The 5,978-nt window shown below is 57.1% G+C and carries 7 protein-coding genes and 1 pseudogene; all 8 read right to left on the minus strand.

The window, feature by feature from the left end:
- On the minus strand, positions 1-1,783 hold a 1,783-nt coding region (locus B2W52_RS07530), incomplete at its 3' end, for a coiled-coil domain-containing protein (RefSeq protein WP_286802230.1).
- Positions 1,784-1,791: 8 nt separating this feature from the next.
- Positions 1,792-2,343 (minus strand): AraC family transcriptional regulator, encoded by a 552-nt coding sequence (locus B2W52_RS07535; RefSeq protein ID WP_273070479.1) that lies wholly within the window; start codon positions 2,341-2,343, stop codon positions 1,792-1,794.
- 19 nt (positions 2,344-2,362) lie between these two features.
- Positions 2,363-3,523, minus strand: a complete 1,161-nt coding sequence (locus B2W52_RS07540; RefSeq protein ID WP_039882068.1) for a DUF3570 domain-containing protein — start codon at positions 3,521-3,523, stop codon at positions 2,363-2,365.
- On the minus strand, positions 3,510-3,746 hold the full coding sequence (locus B2W52_RS07545; protein WP_039882064.1) for a DUF4266 domain-containing protein: 237 nt from the start codon (positions 3,744-3,746) through the stop codon (positions 3,510-3,512). The genes B2W52_RS07540 and B2W52_RS07545 overlap by 14 nt, the downstream gene beginning before the upstream one ends.
- A gap of 18 nt (positions 3,747-3,764) precedes the next feature.
- Positions 3,765-4,268 (minus strand): TlpA family protein disulfide reductase, encoded by a 504-nt coding sequence (locus B2W52_RS07550; RefSeq protein WP_014577483.1) that lies wholly within the window; start codon positions 4,266-4,268, stop codon positions 3,765-3,767.
- An 11-nt stretch (positions 4,269-4,279) separates the two neighbouring features.
- Positions 4,280-4,924, minus strand: a complete 645-nt coding sequence (locus tag B2W52_RS07555) for an outer membrane beta-barrel domain-containing protein (RefSeq protein ID WP_008174661.1) — start codon at positions 4,922-4,924, stop codon at positions 4,280-4,282.
- Positions 4,894-5,646 (minus strand): SH3 domain-containing protein, encoded by a 753-nt coding sequence (locus B2W52_RS07560; RefSeq protein WP_014577485.1) that lies wholly within the window; start codon positions 5,644-5,646, stop codon positions 4,894-4,896. The genes B2W52_RS07555 and B2W52_RS07560 overlap by 31 nt, the downstream gene beginning before the upstream one ends.
- Positions 5,647-5,668: 22 nt before the next feature.
- Positions 5,669-5,978: pseudogene (locus B2W52_RS07565) on the minus strand (HzsA-related protein); the annotation flags it as partial.

Raw genomic sequence — 5,978 nt, forward strand, 5'->3', positions numbered from 1 at the left:
ATGCCTCGGACACCTCTGTTCCAAGAGTCGCGAGTTCCCGTTCGCTGGCAGCGATCCGCCGAGCCAGTTCCGCATGGCGGGCATCATCGGCCATCAGGCTTTCAACCCGTTGCCGCTGGGCCTGAAAGCTTTGCATCTCGCGATCCAGTTGCATGAGCTGTTTTTGCGCCGCCCAGCGATTGATTCCATAGTCATCCGCAATCCACCAATCGAAGTAGGCACGCATCCGCCGATACGTCGCACGCTGCCTGGCGGTCGTCGCGTCGTCAGGCAAATCCGCCAGAGTTTTCTCAACCTCAGCGAGCTTGTCTCTAAGCGCTTTTTGTTGCGAGGTCATGAAGAATCCCGCATCTTCGTCTGCCAGCGCCGAGGAAACTCTGTCCGTGAAGTCCTCGTGCAACTGCTGCCACTGGTCTGCCTGTTGGGTTTCGAGTGCCCGACGGGTCTCGGCAATACGAATCTGCCGTTGCTGCTCACGGGTCTCCAGCATGATCCGGAACGATTCAAACCTGGACTGCCGCTCGGCGATGAAGGACTGCATTCGGTAGAGTTCGTTCAATTCGGCAAGCGCCTGCTGGAACGTCTCCGAAGCCAGCACTTCTGCCATACCAGAATCGAGGGGCTGCACGCGCAGCCGGCCATAGGAATCTGTAAGAATCCCGTCGCTGTCACGGCTGAACTCAAGCTGGGCCATCAGACTTTCTTCATTCAGCCGATCCCGGATATTGTCGAGCTCCCTGATACGGGCCTCGTAATGGTCGGCTGCCTTTTTAAACGCAGGCAATGCACGCTGTGGAGCGTTCATCTGCTCAAGAACATAGGCGCGGGCAAAGGGAACCTGCTGGCGCCAGGGCAAAAACAGTTCACGGTTCGCGAGAGTATCAAGGGCGTCGAGAGCCCTCTCCGGCCTGCCCTGGCCCGCCGCGGCAACGGCGTAGTCAAAGAGAGCCTGATCGGCGAACACGCCGGTCAGTGGCATGGCTCCCAGGACCTCCAGAGCTGCCTCAAACTGGTTATCACGCAGGTACAGGCCCGCAAGCGAGAGGCGAGCGCGGCCCAGCAGGCCCTCCCGTTCGGCATCTGGCTCGACGGAGTCAATGGACTGGTCGAGGATGGCGATGAGCTTTTTCAGTTCCTCTTCGGCGGCAGCTACGTCTGCCGCATCGAGAGCGGAGACCGCGGAATTGTACCGGAGGTAAAGGGACCAGATGTCCGTTTCGTCCAGCTGCTCCCGAAGCGAAGCCAGTTCGGGTTCATCATCAGGGCGGGCAGACATCATGACCAGCCGGGAGCGCAGATAAATCCATTCGCGGAAAAGATCGTGGTCGGCCTCGGCCAGTATCTCGCCATCCACACGATTGAGGTTCTCACGTGCGAGCGCCTGATTCCCCTCGAGGTAAAACACCTTACCGAGATAGAACCAGGCCTGGTTGCGAACATCAGGCGACAGATTGCTGCCGGCGCCATCGGCCCCGAGTAGCTGCGTAAACAACCTGCTCGCCTCTCGGGTCATCCCCCAGGACAGCATGAGCCCGCCCTCGACGAGAGCCGGATGATCTCCGTGTCCCTTGATGCCGCCCCGTTCGCGTGCCACGGCCAGCTGGGTCAAAGCCTCGAAGGCGTTACCCTGATGGTATTCGTACAGCGCCCAACCATAACGAAGGTCCTTCGCCCGCTCGGGTTGCGCCTCATCGGCATGGACCGGGGTCATCATCAGCCACAGTAGGGCACCCGCGTAAATGAACGGGCGTCGACCTGAGGACTGGCTTGCTTTCAATCCCACGACGCGGCTTACTCCCACTCCACAATGGATACGGAGGGTTGGTAGTTGGAGGAGCGATCTTCAACGCGGATTTCCAGAGCGGCCGTTCCAGTGCCCTTCTCAAACTCCAGGGAGGCCGCCTGCTTGTAAGGCCGCTTATCCGGGCCGATTCCCTCAACAAACGCCGTCATCTCATGGACGCCGGTTTTCAGGTTGCCGACGTATAGCCGCTGCATGCCGCCGCGTTCAAGGGCAGTCACCTGTCGCTCCGTATACAGGCGGGAAGCAACAATCTCGTCGTCGACTTTCAGTTTGACCGCATCCAGCTTCAGAAACTTCCCGGCATCAACGCTGAGAAACACGGCAACCTGGGTATTGGCTGGAAAAAGCAGATCTTCCTCAAGGATAAACAGGTCACGATTCAGGCGTATCACTTTCTTCTTGAGCGCCTCCACCTGCTCGGCGACGGCTGTATCATCTTTCTCCGCCCCGGGATTGGTCTGGGCAAATGCGGGGGCTGTCAGGGCGAGGGTCAATGCCGCTAAAAGCACCGGAAATCGGGAGTTCAAGCAAGTGGCCATGGTCGTTCTTCCTGCATGCTCAGTATTCAAGAATCAACGACGCCCGGGTTACGTAGGCATCGAAGGAATATAGGGGTTCTTCGCCGGGGAGAAAGTCACCTGCTGCGGTGACATCCCGGAAGTTGTCATATTCAAAATTCAGCCAGTCCACCAGTAAGCTGAACTGCAGGCGATCGATGCCGGGAAGCGACGTCTGCTTCCATTCGTAGACCGCGCCCACCGCCAGGGTTGTCCCGGATAGGGAGCTGAGTTCCTTGTCACGGGCCAGGTGTGTCTGGGAGTTCTCGAACGGGAAAAGATCGCTGTAAAAGTCCGCTTCGCTCTGGCTGTAGTAACGAATGGAACCTTCAAGGGTCCAGTGCTGGTTCAATCCGTGCACGTATCCCAGTTCGACCGTGTGGGCGTTGATGCCCCAGGTATCGGAAAAATAACGGTATTCACCGCGAATTGAGGCGCGATATGGCAGATAATAAAGCGCTCGCATGGCCACGGAGGTACTTGTTCGGGTTTCCGGATAACGCTCCGGTTGGTACAGGAACGCTGTGGAATCGTTCGGGTCGATGTAGCGGTTCTGTCGGTAAGGGTTCTGCAGGAAGCCCTCATCCGTAACCACCTCAAGATCCAGGCCTACCAGGCTGTTGCGGGTGACGACCTGACTCAGTCCGAGCTGATAGTTCCGACGATCAGCTTCCTCGCTGAAGGAATCGTTGCCAACCCGGCCCACTTCATCCCAGCCGCTGGCATAGCCCATGGTTACTGTGGACATGCCCCCGAAAAACTCCTGGCTGAGCGAGAAGTAAACGGTGTTGGCTTCGTAATCGTTTTCGGAACTGTTGGTGAAACCCAGACTCAAAATGGACTTATCGTGCAGGTAATCGACACCAAAGGTGTACTCGTTCCGTTCTTCCTCGTAGGGGCTCGCCGTGGCCAGAACGTCCACAGAGGCAGCCGAAACGGAGTCAACATAGTACTGGCCGGAAAACGAAACCGACGAGCCAATACCCTTGCGCACCAAAACTGAGGGGCCATCGATGACCATGCCACCACCGTCATAGCGGTGGTAGAGAACATCCACGTTATCCACTGGCAAGGTCGCCGCAATCGCCTGTTGCCCGGCCAACATCAGCACGAACAGAGCGCAGACGGAGCGCACTAACCTTTTGCCGTCAGTTACAGCCACAGCCACCCCCAGAACCGCCTTCTGCTCCCCGCGCAGACTCCCGGACCTGATAGACGTGATGCATGTAGGAATCCGCCTTGCCATGGCGGCTGAGACTCATGACCGGATCCGCCAGATTATCCCGTTCATAGGGTTTTACCCACGGCTTGATTGAGCTGCATCCAGAGATCGTGAAGGTCGCGACCAAAAGAGCAGAGGCAGTGAAGATCGACAAATTACGCATAAACGTTCCGTCCGAAAATTATTCGCGCACCAGCTCGCGAATCTGCTGTTCGTACTCGTCTTCGTAACCCGGCTGATAGCCGTAGTGGAGATACCGGGCATTACCATCGCGATCGATCATCACGGTCGTTGGCATAGCCTGGACTTCATAAAGCTCGCTCACCGAACTCTCCGGATCGTAGAGGATCGGGTAATTCACGGGTACCTTGTCCAGGAAGCGATGGGCCTCTTCCCGATTCTCATCCACATTGACCGCCAGAATCGTGAAGCCGAGATCCTTGTATTGGCTGTAAAGCTCATCCATCAGCGGCATTTCCTGGCGGCAGGGACCACACCATGATGCCCAGAAGTTCAGCATCACCACTTCACCACGATGGTCCTCCAGCCTCAGGTTTTCGCCGGAACGGCTTTCCAGGGTGAAATCCGGAGCTGGCACATTGATGGCCTCGGCGCCCGCCATGGGGCTAAGACAGGCCAGGACGCCCGCCACCGCCAGTGATTTTATGGATGCTTTCATAACCATTGCTCCTGTAATCAGAAAAAGACCGACAGGCCAGTGCTGACCTCTGTGTTCATGGAGGTTTTCTCGGCCCCAAGAACATCTATTCGGTAGTAGTGCTGTCTTACGCCAATCTGAACTGCAACGCTGTCCGTCAACAGAACCTGATAGCCCGCGCCGGCATTCAGGGTAAACCGGGTGTCACCCGCAAAATCGGTAGCGCCGGCACCCGCAATCAGATAGAAATTGGTGTTGAATGCGTAGTTCTCGGTGAGGAAGGCCTCGCCCGGAAGCACGTTGTAACCCAGGTTGATGTTGTAATAGCTGTAATCCCGCTCGCTGTCGGTAAGCACCTCCACGTTACCGGCCAGCTTCTCGAAACTGGTTTCTCCACCCTCCGCGAAGCCGACTCCGGCCTCGAAAAAGAAGGACTCGCTGAGGTGGTAGGTGAGCTTGCCGCCATAAAGCAGCGACGACTCGAAGTCCTCGATATTGAGCACGCCCACAAAAGCGCCAATTTCAAAGTTCTCGGTGTCAATCAGCGCCTCGGTGACCGGCACCGGGGTAACATCCGGCTCGATCAGCGGCCGATCATCCTGGGCCTGGGTTGCTGTGGCTATGCATAGCCCTGCCCCGAGACACAGCGTTTTCAGAAAAAGATGCTTAGTCCGATTTTCCATTCTGTCGCTTCTTCGTTGGTGGACCGGGTAGTGAACACTTTGTAGTCCTTCACTTCGGCACGGATGAAATATCGATCGGTGATGTAGGCGCGGATGCCAAGCCCTGCATGGCCAATGCTGTTATCCCGTTCTTCGGGCTGAGCCAGAGTGGCCTTGGGATCAACCCAGATATGCCCGACCCCCAGGGTAAAAAAGGGTGATACCCGCCAGTCAGGAAATGGCTGATGCACCAGATTCGCATTAACCATTCTAATTTCCGAGGCGCTGCCCAGAATCTGAGAAGCCCAAAGCTCGGCGGACAGGTTTCTGGTCATCCAGAAGCCGCCGTAGCCTGCCGTGACAGCGGCACCATCAAACTCCCCCATCATCAATCCGGCTTCCACCCGCCGGCTTTCAAAAGCCTCAAAATCCGGCACCTGAAGATCCACACGATTACCCGTGGCATCCACCGTCTGCGCAATATCCGCAACCGCTATCCAACCCTCCCGGCCACGGGTATCCGTCACTTTGATCCAACTTGTCTTGCGCTGGAGAATGGTCAGCCATTCCCCTTTTTCGCTGGTATGAAAAACCGGATAGCCCGTTGCCGGTCCGGTTCGCCAGGACACATAGGGCTCCGCCACCTGCACTTTCAATGCATCGTCTTCAGCCTGCCCCCACAGCCAGCCAGCCCAGCTCTGGGCCGGCAACAACAAAAGAAACATAAGAATGGCGATGGGCATGGTGCGAGTTTCAGTCCTTGGATCAGTCTTCCGGAGCGTCGAACGGATTGTTGAAATACTGGCCGCCAATATCCAACCACTCTGCAATCAGTCGCAGTTCGGCGGGCGAGAGGAAATCCCTGTGTGAACCGTCGTCGGCGAATACGTCGAAGAAACGACTGGCACGGGCACCGTTGACGGACATTGAAGCCTGCACCGGCACTGTTACCAGGATGGGTTGTTCATCTCCGTTGGCGTCCAGAATGGGATTGCCTTCTTCGTCCCTCAAAACCTCCCCGGAGTCCACGAGCACATCAATCAGGGCGCCGTTCACCAGTTCCTGCTCACTGTCC

Origin of the sequence: Marinobacter sp. UBA2498, from assembly GCF_002341575.1 — a bacterium.
Lineage (GTDB): Bacteria > Pseudomonadota > Gammaproteobacteria > Pseudomonadales > Oleiphilaceae > Marinobacter > Marinobacter manganoxydans.

Coding starts and splice junctions, on each gene's coding strand:
- B2W52_RS07535 (WP_273070479.1), bottom strand. CDS start 2,343: ATGGCCACTTGCTTGAACTCCCGATTTCCGGTGCTTTTAGCGGCATTG.
- B2W52_RS07545 (WP_039882064.1), bottom strand. CDS start 3,746: ATGCGTAATTTGTCGATCTTCACTGCCTCTGCTCTTTTGGTCGCGACC.
- B2W52_RS07550 (WP_014577483.1), bottom strand. CDS start 4,268: ATGGTTATGAAAGCATCCATAAAATCACTGGCGGTGGCGGGCGTCCTG.
- B2W52_RS07555 (WP_008174661.1), bottom strand. CDS start 4,924: ATGGAAAATCGGACTAAGCATCTTTTTCTGAAAACGCTGTGTCTCGGG.
- B2W52_RS07560 (WP_014577485.1), bottom strand. CDS start 5,646: ATGCCCATCGCCATTCTTATGTTTCTTTTGTTGTTGCCGGCCCAGAGC.